Source organism: Mesorhizobium sp. M0500, assembly GCF_040321165.1.
In the GTDB taxonomy this organism is placed as follows: Bacteria; Pseudomonadota; Alphaproteobacteria; order Rhizobiales; family Rhizobiaceae; genus Mesorhizobium.
Genome location: NZ_JAMYRB010000007.1, coordinates 1 through 16,783 on the forward strand (window position 1 = coordinate 1; position 16,783 = coordinate 16,783).

The 16,783-nt window shown below is 61.5% G+C and carries 21 protein-coding genes, 3 tRNA genes and 1 pseudogene; 13 read left to right on the forward strand and 12 right to left on the reverse strand.

Annotated elements, in window-relative coordinates; genetic code table 11:
• A pseudogene (locus NKI70_RS14915) lies at positions 1-85 on the reverse strand (GTP-binding protein); the annotation flags it as partial.
• A gap of 271 nt (positions 86-356) precedes the next feature.
• Here NKI70_RS14915 and NKI70_RS14920 point away from each other — a divergent pair.
• From NKI70_RS14920 to NKI70_RS14930, 3 genes are all read left to right on the forward strand, one after another.
• Entirely contained in the window at positions 357-1,244 is an 888-nt protein-coding gene (locus NKI70_RS14920) for a DMT family transporter (RefSeq protein WP_352724694.1), read from the forward strand.
• Between the two features lie 35 nt (positions 1,245-1,279).
• Complete coding sequence (locus NKI70_RS14925; protein ID WP_352724696.1) at positions 1,280-1,735, forward strand: GFA family protein; 456 nt, start codon at positions 1,280-1,282, stop codon at positions 1,733-1,735.
• 104 nt (positions 1,736-1,839) lie between these two features.
• Positions 1,840-2,499: a peptidoglycan recognition protein family protein gene (locus NKI70_RS14930; RefSeq protein WP_352724697.1), complete on the forward strand. Its 660-nt coding sequence runs from the start codon at positions 1,840-1,842 to the stop codon at positions 2,497-2,499.
• A 45-nt stretch (positions 2,500-2,544) separates the two neighbouring features.
• Here NKI70_RS14930 and NKI70_RS14935 read toward each other — a convergent pair whose 3' ends face one another.
• Positions 2,545-2,802 (reverse strand): GlsB/YeaQ/YmgE family stress response membrane protein, encoded by a 258-nt coding sequence (locus NKI70_RS14935; RefSeq protein WP_023717513.1) that lies wholly within the window; start codon positions 2,800-2,802, stop codon positions 2,545-2,547.
• Positions 2,803-2,961: 159 nt separating this feature from the next.
• Here NKI70_RS14935 and NKI70_RS14940 point away from each other — a divergent pair, with 159 nt between their 5' ends.
• The gene (locus tag NKI70_RS14940; RefSeq protein ID WP_023680430.1) at positions 2,962-3,429 is read left to right on the forward strand and encodes a YidB family protein; all 468 of its coding nucleotides are present in this window, start codon (positions 2,962-2,964) and stop codon (positions 3,427-3,429) included.
• A gap of 175 nt (positions 3,430-3,604) precedes the next feature.
• On the opposite strand, the gene NKI70_RS14945 is transcribed toward NKI70_RS14940, so the two are convergent.
• Positions 3,605-3,678 (reverse strand) — tRNA-Gly (locus NKI70_RS14945).
• A gap of 67 nt (positions 3,679-3,745) precedes the next feature.
• Positions 3,746-3,830 (reverse strand) — tRNA-Tyr (locus NKI70_RS14950).
• A 202-nt stretch (positions 3,831-4,032) separates the two neighbouring features.
• Here NKI70_RS14950 and NKI70_RS14955 point away from each other — a divergent pair.
• The gene (locus NKI70_RS14955) at positions 4,033-4,884 is read left to right on the forward strand and encodes a TrmH family RNA methyltransferase (protein WP_023680429.1); all 852 of its coding nucleotides are present in this window, start codon (positions 4,033-4,035) and stop codon (positions 4,882-4,884) included.
• Between the two features lie 109 nt (positions 4,885-4,993).
• On the opposite strand, the gene NKI70_RS14960 is transcribed toward NKI70_RS14955, so the two are convergent.
• The 3 genes from NKI70_RS14960 to gcl form a co-directional block, all read right to left on the reverse strand.
• On the reverse strand, positions 4,994-5,881 hold the full coding sequence (locus NKI70_RS14960; protein WP_023680428.1) for a 2-hydroxy-3-oxopropionate reductase: 888 nt from the start codon (positions 5,879-5,881) through the stop codon (positions 4,994-4,996).
• Positions 5,882-6,042: 161 nt separating this feature from the next.
• Positions 6,043-6,840: a hydroxypyruvate isomerase gene (gene hyi / locus NKI70_RS14965; protein ID WP_023680427.1), complete on the reverse strand. Its 798-nt coding sequence runs from the start codon at positions 6,838-6,840 to the stop codon at positions 6,043-6,045.
• 23 nt (positions 6,841-6,863) lie between these two features.
• Positions 6,864-8,645: a glyoxylate carboligase gene (gcl, locus tag NKI70_RS14970; protein WP_352724698.1), complete on the reverse strand. Its 1,782-nt coding sequence runs from the start codon at positions 8,643-8,645 to the stop codon at positions 6,864-6,866.
• A 203-nt stretch (positions 8,646-8,848) separates the two neighbouring features.
• Here gcl and bhcR point away from each other — a divergent pair, with 203 nt between their 5' ends.
• Entirely contained in the window at positions 8,849-9,706 is an 858-nt protein-coding gene (bhcR, locus tag NKI70_RS14975; RefSeq protein ID WP_352724699.1) for an HTH-type transcriptional regulator BhcR, read from the forward strand.
• 40 nt (positions 9,707-9,746) lie between these two features.
• On the opposite strand, the gene NKI70_RS14980 is transcribed toward bhcR, so the two are convergent.
• The 3 genes from NKI70_RS14980 to NKI70_RS14990 all read right to left on the reverse strand — a co-directional run bounded on the left by NKI70_RS14980 (position 9,747) and on the right by NKI70_RS14990 (position 11,213).
• Positions 9,747-10,103: a hypothetical protein gene (locus NKI70_RS14980; protein ID WP_352724700.1), complete on the reverse strand. Its 357-nt coding sequence runs from the start codon at positions 10,101-10,103 to the stop codon at positions 9,747-9,749.
• Between the two features lie 466 nt (positions 10,104-10,569).
• A complete protein-coding gene (locus NKI70_RS14985; protein ID WP_352724701.1) occupies positions 10,570-10,869 on the reverse strand; it encodes a BA14K family protein in 300 nt (99 codons plus the stop codon).
• A 176-nt stretch (positions 10,870-11,045) separates the two neighbouring features.
• Positions 11,046-11,213, reverse strand: a complete 168-nt coding sequence (locus NKI70_RS14990; protein WP_352451069.1) for a hypothetical protein — start codon at positions 11,211-11,213, stop codon at positions 11,046-11,048.
• Positions 11,214-11,370: 157 nt separating this feature from the next.
• Here NKI70_RS14990 and NKI70_RS14995 point away from each other — a divergent pair.
• The 4 genes from NKI70_RS14995 to NKI70_RS15010 all read left to right on the forward strand — a co-directional run bounded on the left by NKI70_RS14995 (position 11,371) and on the right by NKI70_RS15010 (position 13,086).
• A tRNA-Thr gene (locus NKI70_RS14995) sits at positions 11,371-11,446 on the forward strand.
• 153 nt (positions 11,447-11,599) lie between these two features.
• A complete protein-coding gene (locus tag NKI70_RS15000) occupies positions 11,600-11,839 on the forward strand; it encodes a hypothetical protein (RefSeq protein WP_156937488.1) in 240 nt (79 codons plus the stop codon).
• Positions 11,840-12,114: 275 nt separating this feature from the next.
• The gene (locus NKI70_RS15005; RefSeq protein ID WP_084641813.1) at positions 12,115-12,312 is read left to right on the forward strand and encodes a hypothetical protein; all 198 of its coding nucleotides are present in this window, start codon (positions 12,115-12,117) and stop codon (positions 12,310-12,312) included.
• A 135-nt stretch (positions 12,313-12,447) separates the two neighbouring features.
• On the forward strand, positions 12,448-13,086 hold the full coding sequence (locus tag NKI70_RS15010) for a cupin domain-containing protein (protein WP_352724702.1): 639 nt from the start codon (positions 12,448-12,450) through the stop codon (positions 13,084-13,086).
• Positions 13,087-13,150: 64 nt separating this feature from the next.
• On the opposite strand, the gene NKI70_RS15015 is transcribed toward NKI70_RS15010, so the two are convergent.
• Positions 13,151-13,717, reverse strand: a complete 567-nt coding sequence (locus NKI70_RS15015) for a DUF2569 family protein (RefSeq protein WP_352570925.1) — start codon at positions 13,715-13,717, stop codon at positions 13,151-13,153.
• A gap of 140 nt (positions 13,718-13,857) precedes the next feature.
• On the opposite strand from NKI70_RS15015, the gene NKI70_RS15020 reads away from it, so the two are divergent.
• The gene (locus tag NKI70_RS15020; RefSeq protein WP_023679908.1) at positions 13,858-14,058 is read left to right on the forward strand and encodes a DUF2905 domain-containing protein; all 201 of its coding nucleotides are present in this window, start codon (positions 13,858-13,860) and stop codon (positions 14,056-14,058) included.
• Positions 14,059-14,113: 55 nt separating this feature from the next.
• Here NKI70_RS15020 and NKI70_RS15025 read toward each other — a convergent pair whose 3' ends face one another.
• Complete coding sequence (locus tag NKI70_RS15025; RefSeq protein WP_352570924.1) at positions 14,114-14,728, reverse strand: TetR/AcrR family transcriptional regulator; 615 nt, start codon at positions 14,726-14,728, stop codon at positions 14,114-14,116.
• A 91-nt stretch (positions 14,729-14,819) separates the two neighbouring features.
• Here NKI70_RS15025 and NKI70_RS15030 point away from each other — a divergent pair, with 91 nt between their 5' ends.
• Together NKI70_RS15030 and NKI70_RS15035 are read left to right on the forward strand one after the other, a co-directional pair.
• Positions 14,820-15,926 (forward strand): polyamine ABC transporter substrate-binding protein, encoded by a 1,107-nt coding sequence (locus NKI70_RS15030; protein ID WP_352724703.1) that lies wholly within the window; start codon positions 14,820-14,822, stop codon positions 15,924-15,926.
• Between the two features lie 13 nt (positions 15,927-15,939).
• Positions 15,940-16,782: an ABC transporter permease gene (locus tag NKI70_RS15035; RefSeq protein ID WP_352724704.1), complete on the forward strand. Its 843-nt coding sequence runs from the start codon at positions 15,940-15,942 to the stop codon at positions 16,780-16,782.
• Position 16,783 lies beyond the last annotated feature (1 nt).

Consider the following 16,783-nt stretch of genomic DNA (forward strand, 5'->3'; position numbering starts at 1 on the left):
TCAGCGACGTCTTGCCATGGTCGACGTGACCAATCGTGCCAATGTTCACATGAGGCTTAGTGCGCTCGAATTTACCTTTTGCCATAGTCTCTTTCCTTGGACGGCCTGGGGACGGCCTGGACCTTCAGTTCAGTCGAATGCGGGGCGATTAGCGACTAAGGCCGAAAAACACAAGTGCCTTGTCGCCGAGCGCGCTCGCCCGCCCGAACGCGTGATCCGGTTTCGGAGAATGTGGCGCGGATATAGGAACGAACAAGGGCAAATGGAATGGTTACGGCGGCGGCTGACGGCTTTGCCGGATTTACAGCCGGATCTGGCCCATTGCCGCCCTGGCGCCGGTCTGATTTCGTGGGCCGATGCATTTCATCCCGACTGCCATACGAGGCCCGCTGTTCATGGTCGTTTCGACCGGGTCCTACATCGTCAACGACACGATGATGAAACTCGCAACCGCGGGACTGCCGCCCTATGAGGTGCTGTTCCTGCGCGGCGCTGCGGCAACATTGTGGGGCATTCCGCTGCTGTTCATGCTGGGCTACGGCAAGCAGATCCCGCTGATCCTAGACGCCAAGGTTTTGCGCAGGAACCTGCTCGAACTGGGTGCGATCCTTTGCTACGTGGTGGCGCTCGCCAACATGCAGATCGCCGATTCGACCGCGCTCGGACAGATCACGCCCTTGCTGATGCTGGTCGGCTCCTCGATGCTGTTTGGCGAACGGATCGGCGGGGTACGCCTGGCGCTGATCGGGCTCGGCTTTGTCGGCGCGGTGATGGTGGCACAACCGACAATGCAGGGGATTTCGGTCTACGCGCTGCTGGCGCTAGGCAACGCAGCTCTGTCCGCCGCGCGCGATCTGGCGGGACGCAAGGTCGCCGCCGACGTGCCGGGGATGGTCGTCGCCATTTCCGCGGTGATTGTGGTGCTCGCCGGCGCCGGCGTTGCGCATCTGGTTTCCGAGCAGTGGGTGGTGCCTGAAATCCGTCACCTGCTGCTGATGGGCGGCGCCGGACTGTTCCTGATCTTCGGCCACTTCTTTATCTTCATGGCCTATCGCGTCGGGCCGACCAGCGTGGTGGCGCCGTTCTACTATTGCTTTACCGTCTGGGCGGTGATTTCAGGCCTGGTGGTATTCCGGCAGCTCCCGAATGCGCTGGCCATCTGCGGCATCCTGCTGGTGGTGGCCAGCGGGTTGACCATCGTCTCGCTCGACGAGCGCAAGCGCCGGTTGACCGTCGTCGCCTAGAGCGGAAAACGGCGCAGGGATAATCGGAGAAGCGCATGGCAGGCCCGGATAACGAGAACAACCAGAATGCAAGCAACCGCACGCTCACCGGAAAGTGCCTGTGCGGCGCCGTTCAGTACGCGGTGGCGGACGCGTTCGTCTATGCCGCGAACTGCCACTGCTCGAACTGCCGGCGCACCACCGGCTCGGCCTTCAAGCCATTCGCCGGCATCGAACGCGATAGGCTGAGCCTGACCAACGGCGAGGACAATCTCACGATCTTCGGCGATGAAACCGGCCATGACGCGCACTGCAAGACCTGCGGCTCGTTGCTCTATTCGGTGGTCCGCGACGGTGCCTTCGTGCATGTCGCCATGGGAACCCTCGTCGACGAACCGACCATCCGCCCGACGCAGCACATCTTTGTCGGCTCGAAGGCGAAGTGGTTTACGATCACCGACGACTTGCCGCAATATGAAGAACACGTGGTTGCCGCAGATGCCGGCGAATAGCTGACCGTTAGAAACGCTCAACCAAATTATCGTTTCGTTTTCGCGTCGGCCGCCAACGAAACTATACTATGCTCCGTCACTGAACTTATGTCGCGGGGATTTCTGTGGCATTGCCGCCCGACTGGTTGCCCAATGTTGCGATGAGGCGCGTCATTTGCCATTGGACGGCAGGCTCGCATTCGGCCGGCGATACCGACAGGGATGCGTATCACATACTGGTCGAGGGGAATGGCCGTCTGGTCAGGGGCCGGCCTTCGATCGCGCTGAATTCGGGTCGGGTAAAACCGGGATATGCCGCGCACACGCTCAACTGCAACGGCGGCTCGATCGGGGTTTCGCTCTGCTGCATGGCCGGGGCGGAGGAAAGGCCGTTCGATGCCGGCCGCTATCCGATGACCAGGGCGCAGTGGGACGCGATGACCGCCGTTGTCGCCGAACTCTGCAAATACTACCGCATCAAGGTCACGCCCAAAACGGTGCTGTCGCATGCCGAAGTCGAGAGCAATCTCGGCATGGAGCAGCGCGGAAAATGGGATTTCACCCGGCTGCCCTTCGATCCGACGATCAGCGGCGCAAGCGCCTGTGGCGAGCGGCTGCGCCGCGACGTGACGGCGGCAATGGGCGCGATGCCAAATCTGCCGGTGAGGATTGGGCGCGATGCGGTATGGCAGCGATTGCTCGAGGAATTATGGCCGATCATGGTGAGAGGGCTGGAAGCCGGCCTCAACACGCTGATCCGCGAAATCCTCAAAAGGATCAGATAGGCGGTCGGCATTCGGGTGAATGCCGACGCAATTGCCGAGCGGCTTCTACAGAGCCCTCTTGCCGCTGAACTGGTGATAGGCCCACAGGACCACCACGGCACCGACCACGGCGACGATCAGGCTATAGATGTTGAGCCCGGTAACGCCCGACGCTCCAAAGGCGCTAAAGATGAGCCCGCCGACGATGGCGCCGACGATCCCAAGCACGATATCGAGCACAAGGCCTTGCCCGCTTTTATTGACGATCTTGCTGCCTATGAAGCCGGCGATGACGCCGAGAATAATCCAGCTTAATATTGACATTTTTCCTCTCCGTTCCCCGCACCCGATTACTTCCACATTATTAAGCAAAGCTCAAGCCAACTTGAAAATCATGATTACGGAAAGCTCAAACCGGCTTGAAATTCGCCATGGATGCGTCATTGTTGGAGACGGACGGGCAATTTGACATGGAGATCCACAATGGGACTGTTTGACAATGCCGTTCCCGGCGGCAACGTCGCCAAGCCGCTGATGATCGCGCTCGGCGCACTTTTGGTGGGAAAAATGCTGAGCGGTGGAAGTTCCGCCCAGCCGGAGGCGGCGCAGAGCCCTGCCCCCGTCCCGCCTGATACAACCGCATCCGCCGACGGCGGACTGCTCGGCGGTCTGGGCGGACTGCTCGACAAACTGAAGGACGCCGGCCACGGCAACGTTGCCAATTCGTGGGTCGGCACCGGTCAGAACCAGCCGATCAACCCCAGCGATCTGGGCAGTGCTCTCGGGCCACAAATCATCCAGGAGATCGCGCAAAGGACGGGCCTGAACCAGCAGGATCTGCTCAAGCAATTGTCCGCGGCCTTGCCAGGGCTTGTCGACCAGTTGACGCCGAACGGGCAGGTGCCGCAGCAGAACCAGCTCGCGTCCATATTCAGCAAATTCGCGAGCTGACGCCTGTCGCCCAACGCCGCCTGCGGTTCGGGACAACGATAACAACGATAACACAGATTAAGATGCGCGTCCGTCTGGACGCGCAACGAATACTTTGAACTATCGGCAAAGCGCTTCGCTTGGGGCTGCCTACTTCGGCATCGTGCGCGAGGTGCGCCGCGGCTTGGGGGAAATCTGGAGCGGGTAGCGGGAATCGAACCCGCATATTCAGCTTGGAAGGCTGCTGCTCTACCACTGAGCTATACCCGCGCCTTTCAGTCAAGCATCGGATCCGCTCCGACGCTCGCTCTGCGTTTCAGGGCTTCCGGGCCGGCAGTGGTGGAGAGGGTTGGATTTGAACCAACGTAGGCATAGCCAACGGATTTACAGTCCGTCCCCTTTAACCACTCGGGCACCTCTCCAGTCTGCCGCCGGAGCCATGCAACGAGGCATCGACGCGTCGCGGCTGCCTGAGCAGCCCTTCCGCGAAGCGCCTTATGGCGGCAGCGCCCAAAACTGTCAACCGCAACAGTCCGGCAAAAAGCGCTGAATCTCACGCCTCGCCCGACAAGCAGCTTATGCAGCTGTATCCATGGCCGGACGACACGGCTATAGAAGCCGGCCATGAGCAACGACAACAAATCGAAGACCCCTAAAGACACCCACTACGCCAAGCTGCGCCGCGCGCATCGCGACGAGAAGAGCGGTGGCGCGCCTGCATTCAGGCCACGCCAGCCGGTGCCGCCCGGCGAGAACCCGGCGGATGGGCTGGTGCGGCTCTACGGGCTGCACACGGTGCGGGCCGCACTCGACAATCCGCGCCGAAAAATCAAGAAGATGCTGGTGACGCGCAACGCTGCCGAGCGGCTGGCAATCGCCGATCTTGGCGCTTTGCCCTTCAAGGCGGAGTTGGTCGAACCCAGGGACATCGACAAGGTCACCGGCTCGGATGCCGTGCACCAGGGCGTGGTGATCGAGGCCGAGCCGCTGAAACCGAAACGCCTCGATGCGCTCGGCGACACCAGGCTGGTGCTGGTGCTCGACCAGATCACCGATCCGCACAATGTCGGCGCGATCCTGCGCTCGGCGGTCGCCTTCGGCGCCGGCGCACTGATCACCACGGCGCGCCACAGCCCGCAGGAATCCGGCGTGCTGGCAAAGTCGGCTTCCGGCGCGCTCGAACACATCGATCAGATCGAGGTGAAGAACCTCGCCCATGCGCTGGAGCAGCTGCACGAGGCCGGATTCCAGACGATCGGCCTGGATTCAGACGGGCCGGCGGAGCTCGAAACGAGCTTTGCCGGAGAAAAGATCGCGTTGGTACTTGGCGCCGAGGGCAAAGGCCTGCGCCAGAAAACGCGCGAGACGGTGACGACGCTGGCCCGGCTCGACATGCCCGGCGCCATCCGCTCGCTCAACGTGTCGAATGCCGCGGCGGTGGCGCTTTATGCGGCGAGGAAGTTTTTGAGAGAGTGAATGGTGAATGGTGAATGGTGAATGGTGAGAGTGTACGTAAGTCGTGACCAATTCACTACCAACGACTCACCCATCTGCTACTGATTACCGACCCACTATTCACTATTCACTATTCACCCACTTCACATCCCGCCATTCGCTCCAGCGCCTTGACCAGCGCCGAATGATCCTCCTTTGACCCGCCATTCGCCGCGCACGAGTTGAACAATTGCTGCGTCGTTGAAGTGTTGGGCAGGGCGACGCCGAGCGCTTTCGCGCCTTCAAGGGCGAGATTCAGGTCCTTCTGGTGGAGTTCGATGCGGAAGCCGGGCGCGAAAGTGCGCTTGATCATGCGCTCGCCATGCACTTCCAGGATGCGCGAGTTTGCGAGCCCGCCCATCAGCGCCTGCCTGACCTTGGCCGGGTCGGCGCCGGCTTTCGATGCAAAAACAAGCGCTTCGGCGACGGCCTCAATGGTCAGCGCGACGACGATCTGGTTGGCGACCTTGGTGGTCTGGCCGACGCCGTTCGGTCCGACCAGAGTGATGTTCTTGCCAAGCTTCTCGAAGATGGGCCTAGCGCGTTCGAAGGCTTTTTCCTCACCGCCGACCATGATGGTCAGCGAAGCCGCCTTGGCGCCGACCTCGCCGCCCGACACCGGCGCGTCGAGATAGTCGCAGCCGACATCGTTGATCTTTTTTGCGAATTCCTTGGTCTCGATCGGCGAGATCGAGCTCATGTCGATGACCAGCTTGCCTCTTGTCAGCCCGGACGCGACGCCGTTCTCAGCGAACAGCACGTCGGCGACCTGCGGCGTATCCGGAACCATGGTGATGACGATGTCGGCGGCACGCGCGACGGCATCATGGCCGGTGACTGTCTTCAGGCCCTTGGCGACGAGATCGGCCGGCGGCTTCGAGCGGTGGTCGCTGGCGACGACCTGATAACCGGCGTCTAGCAGATGCCCCGCCATCGGCGCGCCCATGATGCCGAGGCCGATGAAGCCGATGGTTTCCATGTTTTTCTCCAAGTGACTATGTGAAACGCCCCCTCATCCGGCCCTTCGGGCCACCTTCTCCCCGAGGGGAGAAGAGATCGCGAACGCCGGTGCCAGCCTCTTCTCCCCAGCGGGCAGAAGGTGGCCGCGCAGCGGCCGGATGAGGGGGCCTCTCTTGCCCGCTACGCCGCCGCGCTGCCCTGCCCGGCCAGGTCCCGGAACCACCCCAGTCCGGCATCCGTCCCCGCCTTCGGCTTATACTCCGCGCCAATCCAGCCGGCATAGCCGATGCGGTCGATGTGGTTGTACAGAAAAGGAAAATTGATCTCGCCCGTCCCCGGCTCATGACGGCCGGGATTGTCCGCAAGCTGGATATGCGCGATGCGGTTGAGGTTTGCCTCTATGGTACGGGCGAGATCCCCCTCCATGATCTGCATGTGATAGATGTCGTATTGCAGGAACAGGTTCTTCGATCCGACGCGGTCGATCAGGGCCAGAGCCTGGTCCGAGTAATTCAGGAAGAAGCCCGGAATGTCGCGGGTGTTGATCGGCTCGATCAGCAGCCTGATGCCGGCCTGCTCCAGCTTTTCGGCCGCGAAAGCCAGATTTTCGGCGAAGACGTCTTCCAGCACGGAGCGATCGACGCCTTGCGGCGCGATGCCGGCGAGGCAGTTGACCTGCTCGCAGCCGAGCGCATGGGCATAGGTGACGACCTTGGCAATGCCCTGCCGGAACTCCGGGATGCGGTCGGGCAGGATCGCGATGCCGCGCTCGCCCTTGGCCCAGTCGCCGGCAGGCAGGTTGAACAGGACCTGCGTCAGCCCGTTCTTCTTCAACCTGGCCGCGACGACATCCGGCGCATGGTCATAGGGGCCGATATACTCGACGCCCTTGAAGCCGGCGCGGGCGGCGGCATCGAAGCGGTCGAGGAAGTCATGCTCGCCAAAGAGCATCGAAAGATTGGCTGAAAACCGTGGCATGGCAGTAGTTCCTCATATGCGGCTTAATCGAGCATGACGATCGCCGTGGGGGCATCTTCGTGATGTTCGGCTAGCTCCTCGAATTCGGTGATCTTGTCGATTTCGGTACCCATCGAAACGTTGGTGACGCGCTCGAGGATGAATTCGAGCACCACCGGAACCTGGTGCTCGTTCATCAGGCGCTTTGCCTCTTCGAAGGCACCGGCGAATTCCCCCGGCCGGCGCACCCGGACCGCCTTGCAGCCCATCGCCTCGGCAACGGCGACGTGGTCGACGCCGTAGCCCGCCTCAGGCTCGTCTTTCCGGTTGACGTTCTCGAAGGCCAGGCTGACTTCGAAGTCCATCGAAAAGCCGCGCTGCGCCTGGCGGATCAGGCCGAGATAGGCATTGTTCACGACGACATGGATGTAGGGCAATCTGTGCTGTGCGCCGGCCGCCAGTTCCTCGATCATGAACTGGAAATCATAGTCGCCGGACAGCGCCACGATGGTGCGGTCCGGATCGGCGGCGCGAACACCGAGCGCTGCCGGCAGCGTCCAGCCGAGCGGGCCGGCCTGGCCGCAATTGATCCAGTTGCGTGGCTTGTAGACGTGCAGGAACTGCGCCCCGGCGATCTGCGACAGGCCGATCGTGGTGACATAGGTGATGTCGCGGCCGAACGCCTTGTTCATCTCCTCGTAGACGCGCTGCGGCTTCAGCGGGACCTGGTCGAAATGGGTCTTGCGCTTCATTGTCTTCTTGCGCTGCCGGCATTCGCCGGCCCAGCCCGACCAGTCGCGCAATTTTCCGGCCGTCCTCCACTCGGTGGCGACGTCGAGCAGCATTTTCAGCGCCGCACCGGCGTCCGAGACGACGCCGAGGTCCGGCGCGAAGACGCGGCCGATCTGCGTCGGCTCGATATCGACGTGGATGAATTTCTTACCCTTGGTGTAGACGTCGATCGAACCGGTGTGGCGGTTGGCCCAGCGGTTGCCGATGCCGAAAACGAAATCGGCTTCGAGCATCGTGGCATTGCCATAGCGGTGCGAGGTCTGCAGCCCGCACATGCCGGCCATCAGGCGATGGTCGTCGGGGATCGCGCCCCAGCCCATCAGCGTCGGAATGACAGGCACGCCGGTGACCTCGGCGAACTCGATCAGCAGATCGGACGCATCGGCGTTGATGATGCCGCCGCCGGCGACGATGACAGGCCTTTCCGCCGCGTTCAGCATCGTCAACGCCTTCTCGGCCTGGGCGCGCGACATTGCCGGCTTGAACGGCACCAGCGGCTCGTAGGCATCGATGTCGAACTCGATCTCGGCCAGTTGCACATCGACAGGCAAATCGATCAGCACCGGCCCCGGCCGCGACGAGCGCATCAGGTGAAACGCCTTCTGCAACGCCATCGGCACCAGATAGGGTTCCATGACCGTAACAGCCCATTTGGCGACGGGCGCGGCAATGGCGGCGATGTCTACGGCCTGGAAATCCTCCTTGTTGAGACGCGCGCGCGGCGCCTGCCCGGTGATGCAGAGGATGGGAATTGAATCGGCAGCGGCCGAATAGAGGCCGGTGATCATGTCGGTGCCGGCGGGACCCGAAGTGCCGATGCACAGACCTATATTGCCCGATCTGGCGCGGGTAAACCCTTCGGCCATATGCGAGGCCGCCTCGACGTGACGCGCAAGGATGTGGCGGATACTGCCCCTCGCCTTCAGCGCCGAATAGAGTGGGTTAATCGCAGCACCTGGCACGCCGAAGGCACAGGAGATGCCTTCCTTTTCGAGAACGAGAACCGCTGCGTCGACCGCACGCATCCTGGCCATGTCAGCCTCCACGAGATTTGTTGATGGCCGATAATGCCAGTGCGCCGATTGCTTTTCAATTTTTTCAGAATATTTTTTCATTTATAGAGAACGGCTCTTGCGGCTTGAATTGATTGGTCTTTCTGTTTTCCACGAATTCGCCTTACAAATCGGTGAAAAACTTTTTCATTGCTTGCTTGAGCAAACAGGGGAAGAATGGATCCATGGAAACCATCGAAAAACGCCAGCGCGGCCGGCCGCGCGCCTTCAACGGACCGTCCGAGGCCGCTTCGGTGCAGTCGCTTGACCGGGCGCTGCGCATCCTGGCAATCGTTGCCGATGGCAGCGGCCTGTCGCTGAGCGAGATCGCCGCCAGTTCCGGTCTGCCGGCATCCACCGCCTACCGCATGCTGACGACGCTGGAAAACCACGGCATGGTCGAGTTCGACGGCCCTGACCAACTGTGGTCGATCGGCGTCGAGACCTATCGCATGGGCGCGGCGTTCCTGCGCCGCCGCAAGCTGGTCGACCGCGCCCGTATCGTCATGCAGGAACTGATGGAGAAGACCGGCGAGACCGCCAATCTCGGCGTCGCCGAGGACGATTGCGTCGTCTTCGTCAGTCAGGTCGAGACGCATCAGGCGATCCGCGCCTTCTTCCGGCCGGGCACGCGCAGCTCCTTCCATGCCTCGGGCATCGGCAAGGCGGTGCTGGCGCATCTCGAGCCGGAACGCGTCGCCACCATCCTGCGCCGGGCCGGGCTGGAGCGCTTCACCGAAAACACGCTGTCCGACATCTCGGCGCTCGCTCGCGACCTGGTGACGATCAAGCTGCGCGGCTGGTCGGTAGACGACGAGGAGCGGCATCCGGGCATGCGCTGCGTCGCCGCCGCCATCTTCAATGAATTCGGCGAGCCGATCGGCGGCGTTTCGGTCTCCGGGCCGACGGTGCGGGTAACGCCGGAACGGCTGGCCGAGATCGGCCCGCTTGTGCACGATGCGGCGGCGGAGGTGACAAGGATGATCGGCGGGCTGCCGACCCCTCCCGGCCTTCGCAGCGAACCGAGCGCATGGCAGCGCTGACCAGCGTCGAATGGTGCGACATCTGCCAGGATGGCCAAAGCTAGGCCCCGGGCACCGCGCTCTTGGTCGATAGGTCGTAGAAATCAAGCAGCATCGCCAGCCCAACTCCGCAGGCGGTGAAGATTAGGCCGGCAATGAAGATACGATTGGCGCGTTCATAAACGCGCCGTTGTAGAGACGTTAAGTCGAGCAGCAACCGCAGCGCTCGTATCTGCAGGGCAATGCCGATCAAAATCGGCGCGACGGCGGCCAGGTGATAGATTTCCCAAGGTATCGGGTTGGCGGCCCAATGCGTGATGAAGCCCAGCGAGAACGCCAGCAGGATGCCGACGGTGGTGATTGTGCCGTTGCGGAAAATTGTCTCGATCGGCTCTTCGTTCGGATCGTGCTCGCCCAAGCGCCCTCTCCCTGTTTCGGTATCGGTGCAGATTAGGCTGTTGGGAAATCGCTGTACATCGGCAAGAGTGTTGGCGAATGCTGAAGCGGCATCCGATCTCGCCTTAAGTGGGCGATGTTCGACAGGACAGAGAGGCTGACGGAGCGCGGCTTTATTCCAGCTTGGGTTCCTCGCCCCACGGAAATGTGGAGAGGTGGCGCGGCGAAGCCGCGACGGAGAGGGGACCGCGCCCTACGAAGGCCCCCTCTCCGGCCGCGGAGCCTGTCCTCGGGCTTGCCGGAAGGCAAGACCCGTGGGCGGCCACCTCTCCCCCGCTTCGCGGCGGGCGAGGAACCCAGGTCCTAAGAGGTCGGAGGAACAACCCCTCTGCCCTGCCACTCAGACACGCAGAAAAGGGGCAGTGGGGTGCCCCTTCCTCCGGTTGCCTGAAACGGTCACCTCCTCTCAAAACTGGCAATAGTGGCTCTCAAAGTCGGCAGCGATGGCGATAGCCGTCGTAGCCGACATAGGTGTCCGAGTACGGGTCGTAGCTCTGGTAGCGATTGAGGCAGCGCCGGACGTGCCACGAGCCGCCGTCTTCCTCGATATAGACGGTGCGCGGCTGGGCCAGCGCGCTGCCGAGCAGGAAGCCGCCGACACCTGCGGCAATGCCGATGCCGAGGTGCTTGTGCTTGTGATGGGCGGCCGACGGCTGAACGGTGCCGACCAGCATGGCGGCGGCGACGGTGGTGGCGACGAGGCCGGAAACGATGGTGCGCTTGAACATGACGATCTCCTTGTTGTGGGAGGCGATCCAACCGCCTCTTGACCATCAGTCGTCGCAACAAGGAAAAAGGTTCGAAGGTCTTTTTGGATTTTTTCTCGGCGGGAGAAATCGCGCGGTCTGATGCGTGACCACGAACGGTCGCGCCGTCGACAGTTCACCGGAACAACCGGCAGGCCTCAGCCCATGCCGGTGATATGGCGAAGCCAGAAGGCGAGCGCGATGAAGCCGATGATGGTGGTGACGCCGGTCCAGTCGATATTGGCGTGCTTCAGGTCCTTGATGAGCTTCACCAGGAGAACCCAGGCCACGACGACGAGCGGGAGAATGATGACAAACCTGATCATGCGACTGCCTCGCTGATGCGATTGCACCTTCGATCAAATATAGGAAGCGAATTGGCCGTTTTCAGGACGCCCCGGCGGCAGAACCGGCGCGTTCGCGGCAGCCGAAAACGGAGTTTTGTCTTTACTGGCGCAGCAGATATGGTAACCGGAGCGCCGTGCCCTTGTAGCTCAGCTGGTAGAGCAGCGGTTTTGTAAACCGAAGGTCGGCGGTTCGATTCCGTCCGGGGGCACCAGTACGGGCTTCTTGAGACCTCCGGGGCGCTTGATATCTGCTCATCCCCGATATCCACAGGCCGGGGCCGTCAGGATCGGTAGCACATCAGCTTCAACGCATATATTCCCTAGCGGAAACCATAGTTCCCTAGCGGAAAACCTAGGAGTCTTCGTTGGAGCAGAAACGCACGACCGCCCCCTTCATCAACGGCATATTTGGCGGATTTATCGTCTTCGCCTTCGCGTTCGGTTTCCGTTTCCTGCTAAGTCCCGATCCCGATCCAACATCAAGAGCAACGACAAGCCTTTCAGTACTGGCCTTCGCCATTTGTTTCGGCGCAGCCTTCCTCCGCGAGCACCGGCGCCAGATTGCCGCCGCCAGAGAATATATAAGCCGCCCAAGATCGTATTAGGGGCGTACGTGTCGGGACCGTCCTCGTCGGGTCACCAGAAACTTCCGTGAAATTGCTGCCAAAATCTGTCGCCAGACAACGAGTTAGCATCTCATATCTAGAGACGCTGAGCCCGGGCGTGACTTCGCGGTTGCAGAGCCGTCATTTCGGCCCTCTCTCCCGGCCTCGGCCATCTCGTACCATTCGATTAAATTGCTCCTGTGTATATTAGCACTCGCTCAATTAAGCGCGCCGACAATGTCGGTGCGGCGGGCCAAAAACCAAAGGGTGTTGTCATGCGAAGTGATTTCGCCGCGGCGCGCGAGCTTTTGGAGTGCGCACAAAACCGCCTCTGCGGCGCGGATGAAACGAGCCGACGCGTCAACGAGGCCCTCGACGCGCTGATTGAAGAAATAGCCATCGCGGAATTCCGCAAGGCGCCACTGACGGTCGTGCCGTTTCCGCGAGCGCGGCCGCCTAAGCATGTTCGGTAGAGCGCTGATCGCCCGCGTTGACGAAGAGCCGGCAACTGGTGTTTCCGCAATCGCCCGTTGGAGCGTCGTTGAACGACCAAGCCTTTGACGATAGAGTTGCCGGGCATTGGTGCTCTGAAACTCCGGAGCCGATCCATGTCACGCTGTGGAGATGTCTACGAGAACAAGGTGACCGGCGAATATGCGGTCATCCTGCGTGGCACCGAAGACCGCGGCCAGGGACCTGGCATCGCTCATCTGACCGCCCGGCCGGGAGCCGCAGCGGTGGGCGAGCACTTCCACCCGAATCTGACGGAACGGTTTACCGTCCTCCGTGGCCGTCTCGACGCTTGCATCGCCGGGAAGACTTTGTCCCTGGGGCCTGGCCAATCCGCCACGGTCGAAGCAGGCGTCGCACATGATTGGTGGAACAGCAGCAAAACCGAAGAAGCGCATGTCCTGGTCGAAGTCGACCGGGCGCCAGGTGCGGACAATGTCGACCCGAACCGTTTCGAGCTGCTGATCGGCATGCTCTTCGGCCTGGCCAATGCCGGCAAGGTAGACAGAAAAGGTAGACCTTCGCCGCTTCAGGCAGCAGTCATCGCCAGGGAATTTGCCGACGTGATCGTCTTCACGCACCCGCCACCTTCGATTCAGCGAGTGGCGCTGGGGATCCTGGCGCCACTCGGCCATCTGCTCGGCTATCGCGCGATCGACCCGGACTACTGCAAGCCGCACGGGCATGTCACGCCGGCTCCTGAAATCCTCGCTAGAGCAGGCCTAGTAGCCGGATGATCCGGGTCCATATTGGGCGCCCGGCATTTTTGTCGGCAGCCATACATAGGACTCGCGGCAAGCTCTATGAAGCACTCGCGACATGACCGGATATGGCGACCCGGTCGAACGTGTTTCTCACCCTGACCGACTTGTAGACGTAGGCGACCCAGATGCCGGTCAGGACAAAAGAAACTGCGGGCATTACCAGCGCATCCCCTGCAAGCACCAAGCTCACAGGAGCGCTCATAACCGCTGAGATCCATACCGCGTCCAGAATAAACACGATTGGTATTGCAAACCACTGATACAGGAATAGCTGCTTGAAGCGGGAACTCCGCCGGAGCATTGCAACGAACACAATCACCTGGAGCACCAGAAACGCCAGCAAGAGGGCAACCTCGCCGTAGACCGCCAAAGTGCCATTCGGGAGCGTCATGAGCTGTCGGTAGCCTTCACTCGATGAGCCCAATGAGACGAGCGTGCGTAGCGGGGAGAAAGCCTGAAGGATCGCCAGCAGCATAAGCCAGCCTCCGAAACCTACGAGAGCCGAAGGATCCTGTAATGGCTTTGCGGCTGACCGAACGGCAAAGAAAACAGGCACGCCGATCAGCAGCAGCACTATAGCCCAATGCCAGATGGAAATCTGCATCCAATCCCTCCCTTGATACCCTTTTAGGTTGTATCAGATTTCAACCTCAACTCAAGAGGCAACATCGAAAGGAAGCGCTGCTTGCAAGACCCGTCAACACTATATTTCTGGCACGATGCTATTTCCGGCAGGATGCTGCCATGTCGCGAACTCTGATCGTCGTTGGTCTCAGCATAGTCGCCATAGGCCTGCTGTGGCCTTGGTTGGCCCGGACCGGCCTTGGCAGGCTGCCCGGCGATATCGTGATCGAGCGTGAGAACTTCAGGCTTTATGTCCCTATCACCACGGGGATACTGGTCAGCATCGTGCTCTCGGCCATTCTATGGCTGATCAACCGTTAGGCGATGCTCCGGCTGCGGCGATTTGTGTTGCAGGCCCTACTCGCCCTTGATCTTCTTACACTCCGATCGCCGCCACCAATATCCTGTTCTGCCTGCGTATCGCCGTGCGCAGTTCGGCAATCCTCGCCTCCTCGCGCTTCACGAATTCGATGAACATCATGTTCATGTTGTTGAAGATGAGTTCGCCGAGCGCCGGCCCGTCGATGTCGCGGCGCACCAGGCCGAGCGCCTGCAGGCGGACGATCAGCGCGCGGATTTGCTCGGTCAATGCCCGGTCGAGCGCGGTATAGGCCTGGCCGAACGGGCTGTCGGGCAGCTGCGTCGAGATCGCCATCGCCTGCCGCCACATCTCCTTGCTGAGATAATGCAGCGAATGTTCGATATAGATGCCGAGCAGCGTATCCAGCGCGTCGCCGACATTGGCCGGCGGGTTGGCGACGACGCCGCGCCCGGCATTCAGCACCTCGTTGACCTCCAGCGAGACGATGGCGCCGAGGATGTCGCCCTTGTTCTGGTAGTAATTGTAGATCGTGCCGACCGAGACTTCGGCCTGCGCCGCGATGGTCTCGATCTTGGCGCCTTCATAACCGGCATCGCGGAATAGGTCCGCTGCCGCCTCGATGATGCGGCGGTGCCGATCCGCCTTCTGCCTTGCCCGCAATCCGCTCATAGCGGCTGTTTGCCACAAAAACAGAATTGACTCAATTTTAGAATTGGTTCAATTTTTTGCCACAAGCCAAAAAGGCAAGGGAGAACACTCGATGCCCATCAAGCTGAAGACCCCCAATCCAATTACCAGGAACCCGCTTTCCGTTCTGAAGAGCCATCTCCAAGGCGCGTGCGCCGCGGCAGCACTGCTGCTGGCGGCTGGCAGCCTCGCTCAGGCGCAGGACCTGAACGCGCTGATCTGGTGCGATCACGCCGATCCGGCGCTGTTGCAGCCGTTCGAGGAGGCGAACGGCGTCAAGGTCAATGTCAAGGAGTTCGAAGGCACCGGCGCCGGCCTGGCCATCGTCGATCAATCACAGCCCGGCGACTGGGACGTGATGGTGATCGACAGCATCGACGTACCGCGCGGCGTCGAAAAAGGCCTGTTCGAGCCGCTACCGGAAGACAAGCTGCCGCTGGTCGACCTTTTTCCGCAGGTGAAGATGGATAGCTCCACCGTCGTCGACGGCAAGCGTTACGGCATCACCGAAAAGTTCGGCTACAACACGATCGGCTACAACAAGACCAAGGTCGACCCGGCCGACATGCAGTCGATGGCCGCGCTGACCGGCGACAAATACAAGGGCAAGATCGCCATCTACGATTATTACCTGCCTGTCATCGGCATGGCCGCACTGGCGATCGGCAAGAAGACTGCCGAGCTGACCGAAGCCGACCTTCCCGCCATCAAGGAAGAGCTGCTCAAAATGAAGGCCAACGCCAAGCTGGTCGGCGAAGTGACCGCCAGCCAGACGGCGCTGGCGACCGGCGAGGTCGACATTCTGGTCGGCGGCGGCGAATGGGTGACGGCGGGGCTGGCCAAGGAAAACCCTGCCCTCGACTTCTCTATCCCGAAGGAAGGCGCCGTGCTGTGGTCGCAGTCGCTGGCAATGTTCAAGGATTCCAAGAACAAGGAGCTGGCGCTTAAATTCATCCAGTACATTATGAGCCCCGAAGGCCAGGCGCGGCTCGCCACCTCGTCCTGCTATTGGGGCATGCCGGCCAGCAGCAAGGCGGCGTTGAGCGACGAGCAGAAGAATATCCTGCGCTTCGACGAGCAGCCGGAATTCCTCGCCCGCGCCCAGTCCTATCCGGCGCCGAACGCGGATCTCGACAAGAAGATGCAGGACGTCTGGACCGAAATGCTGCAGGCGCAATGACCGGCTGCCGGTCGTGAACGCCGTCAACAGCGGGCGTGCCCTGCCCTGGGCGCTGGTCGCGCCGGCGCTCGGCTGGACGTTGCTGTTCTTTGTGCTGCCCTTCGTCGCCATGGCGGTATCCAGCCTGACGGCACATGAAGGCGGCGGCTTCACGCTGTCCAACTACAGCCAGTTCTTTGCCAATCCGTCCTACTGGCAGGCGATGGTGAACTCGCTGCAGGTCACAGCGATCGTCACCGTGATCTCGGTGCTGCTTGCCTATCCCTTTGCCTGGATCCTGGCCGAGCAGGTGCCGGAGCGCTGGCAGCGGCTGGCGCTGATGCTGGCGGTGCTGCCCTTCTGGACCTCCTATGTCGTGCGCTCCTATTCGTGGCTGCTGGTGCTGGCGCAAAACGGCGTCGTCAACCGCGCGTTGACCGGCTCCGGCCTGTTCAGTGAACCGCTGCAGCTCGCCAATACTCGGCTGGCCACAATCACCGGCTTTGTGCATTTCTTCGTCATGCTGTTGACGCTGACGATCTTCGCCAATCTGAAGCAGCTCAGCCCCAGCTACCGCAAGGCCGCCGCCGACCTCGGCGCCGGGTCGCTGCGGACTTTCCTGCATGTCGTTCTGCCGCTGACGCTGCCTGGCATCATGGTCGGCGCCTTCCTCACCTTCGTGCTATGCATCGGCGACTACATCACGCCGCAGATCCTCGGCGGCAACAATGAGCTTTTGATGCCGCAACTTGTCATGATGCAGATCGGCCGGCGCGGCGACTTTCCGCTCGCCTCGGCGCTGTCGATCATCCTGATGGCGGTGGTCACCATTGCCTATCTCGCCTGCGCCCGCTGGCTGAAGATCGAGCGGGCCTGAC

Coding starts and splice junctions, on each gene's coding strand:
- NKI70_RS14985 (WP_352724701.1), bottom strand. CDS start 10,869: ATGTTCAAGCGCACCATCGTTTCCGGCCTCGTCGCCACCACCGTCGCC.
- NKI70_RS15015 (WP_352570925.1), bottom strand. CDS start 13,717: ATGCAGATTTCCATCTGGCATTGGGCTATAGTGCTGCTGCTGATCGGC.
- NKI70_RS14920 (WP_352724694.1), top strand. CDS start 357: ATGCATTTCATCCCGACTGCCATACGAGGCCCGCTGTTCATGGTCGTT.
- NKI70_RS14960 (WP_023680428.1), bottom strand. CDS start 5,881: ATGGAAACCATCGGCTTCATCGGCCTCGGCATCATGGGCGCGCCGATG.
- NKI70_RS15025 (WP_352570924.1), bottom strand. CDS start 14,728: ATGAGCGGATTGCGGGCAAGGCAGAAGGCGGATCGGCACCGCCGCATC.
- NKI70_RS14935 (WP_023717513.1), bottom strand. CDS start 2,802: ATGTCAATATTAAGCTGGATTATTCTCGGCGTCATCGCCGGCTTCATA.
- bhcR (WP_352724699.1), top strand. CDS start 8,849: ATGGAAACCATCGAAAAACGCCAGCGCGGCCGGCCGCGCGCCTTCAAC.
- gcl (WP_352724698.1), bottom strand. CDS start 8,645: ATGGCCAGGATGCGTGCGGTCGACGCAGCGGTTCTCGTTCTCGAAAAG.
- NKI70_RS15020 (WP_023679908.1), top strand. CDS start 13,858: ATGTCGCGAACTCTGATCGTCGTTGGTCTCAGCATAGTCGCCATAGGC.
- hyi (WP_023680427.1), bottom strand. CDS start 6,840: ATGCCACGGTTTTCAGCCAATCTTTCGATGCTCTTTGGCGAGCATGAC.
- NKI70_RS15030 (WP_352724703.1), top strand. CDS start 14,820: ATGCCCATCAAGCTGAAGACCCCCAATCCAATTACCAGGAACCCGCTT.
- NKI70_RS14990 (WP_352451069.1), bottom strand. CDS start 11,213: ATGATCAGGTTTGTCATCATTCTCCCGCTCGTCGTCGTGGCCTGGGTT.
- NKI70_RS14925 (WP_352724696.1), top strand. CDS start 1,280: ATGGCAGGCCCGGATAACGAGAACAACCAGAATGCAAGCAACCGCACG.
- NKI70_RS14940 (WP_023680430.1), top strand. CDS start 2,962: ATGGGACTGTTTGACAATGCCGTTCCCGGCGGCAACGTCGCCAAGCCG.
- NKI70_RS15005 (WP_084641813.1), top strand. CDS start 12,115: ATGCGAAGTGATTTCGCCGCGGCGCGCGAGCTTTTGGAGTGCGCACAA.
- NKI70_RS15010 (WP_352724702.1), top strand. CDS start 12,448: ATGTCACGCTGTGGAGATGTCTACGAGAACAAGGTGACCGGCGAATAT.
- NKI70_RS14955 (WP_023680429.1), top strand. CDS start 4,033: ATGAGCAACGACAACAAATCGAAGACCCCTAAAGACACCCACTACGCC.